At 72.3% G+C, this 1,408-nt stretch carries 1 protein-coding gene; it reads right to left on the bottom strand.

Going from position 1 to position 1,408, the window contains the following annotated elements:
• Positions 1 to 119 precede the first annotated feature (119 nt).
• Complete coding sequence (locus ACFXMF_RS45425; protein WP_379992225.1) at positions 120 to 1,220, bottom strand: hypothetical protein; 1,101 nt, start codon at positions 1,218 to 1,220, stop codon at positions 120 to 122.
• Between the last annotated feature and the right edge of the window lie 188 nt (positions 1,221 to 1,408).

Raw genomic sequence — 1,408 nt, 5'->3', positions numbered from 1 at the left:
GCCGCCGCACTGGCCCACGGCCTCGACCTGTTCCGGTCCGGGCCCGGCTGACCCGGGCCGATCGCCCACCCACCCACCCATCCGACGGACGAGGTCGAATCGGCCGACCATCGGGCCGATCACGGCCAACGATGGCCTGCGGCGCCGCCGTCCCAACCGCGTGGCCGGCCGCGCACGTCGAGCAGGTCCGCGACGTATTCCGGCACGGGCAGCCCGCCCCCGACGATGCGTCCCCGGCCGGCCCCGGGGCGGCGGGCGACGCTGCGGACGTTCTCCCATGCCCACGCCTCCGTGCCGGCCATCCGGTGGTGCATCGCCGAAACGCAGCGCCGCAGCAGGAGTTCGGTGTCCGGATCGGTCGAGGCCGCACCGCCGAGGCCGCCCTGGAGGGCGCGCCGGGCCGTCATGAAGTCGGCCACCCGATCCTGGATCCGAATCGCCACCGCCGCCTCCGCGTGCTCGCGCCCGACATGCTCGGTGTACGCCAGCACACCGACCAGGTCGGCCGGCGAGTCCGGTCCGGCACTGTCCCGGGACGCGTAGTAGTCGCTGGTCCAGGACACCACGTCCGCCTCGGCGTTGCGGATGTCGTCGTATGCCGCGCCGTCCCGGATCGCCGTCGGAAGCTCGCCGCCCGCGATGAACTCGTCGAGCAACAGGCACGGGAACTGGCCCCCGGCCAGCCGCCGATAGCGGATGTACGCGTCCACGCCACACGCGTGTTCCCGGGCCGCGGGCACCGCGCCCGCCGGTGGGTGGGCCACCCGATGCAGCGTCTGTACGGACTCGGTGACGAAGCGCTCCCGCCACTGTGCGCTCATCGCCGGATAGACCCGCCCCAGCACCTCCGCGAGGGCGTGCGCCATCGCCGCCGCGGTCGACTCCGCCCGGCCGGTGTGGAAGACCGACTCGATCTGGTCGATCAGGTGCTCGCCCGGGTGCGCGGGGTGTTCCTCGGGTTCGGCGTAGCGGTCGTGGGTGAGGAACTGCCAGGCGATGAACTGCGTGTACAGGCACAGCAGATCGGGTGCGGCATCGGGGTGGGTGTAGGCGGCGAGGTCACCGAGTCGGGCCCCGAGCAGCCGCCTCTCGGCGCCGGGACGGTCGAGCAGGTGGTGCCGTCGCGCCCAGTCCAGCAGCCGGCATTCCGCATCGGGCGCGTGCGGATTGCGGTCGAGAGCGAACGGCAGCGGTATTCGCGGGGGATGTGCCTCGACCATGGGGGACTCCATTCGTCGTCGAAGGGTGGTGCGGCCAAGGGGTTTCCGCATGTTGCGGACCTGCTCGACCACCACCGGCTCCCGAACGCGACGATGCCGGCGTCCGACGCGTCGCACACCGATATCGCCCGTTTCCCTCTCGGGGCGATTGTCGATCTGCTATGGATCGTCCGGACACCTCCCGGGTG

This window comes from Embleya sp. NPDC059213, from assembly GCF_042754445.1.
In the GTDB taxonomy this organism is placed as follows: Bacteria; Actinomycetota; Actinomycetes; order Streptomycetales; family Streptomycetaceae; genus Embleya.
This window is presented reverse-complemented; position numbering and strand designations above follow the sequence as displayed.

Coding starts and splice junctions, on each gene's coding strand:
- ACFXMF_RS45425 (WP_379992225.1), bottom strand. CDS start 1,220: ATGGTCGAGGCACATCCCCCGCGAATACCGCTGCCGTTCGCTCTCGAC.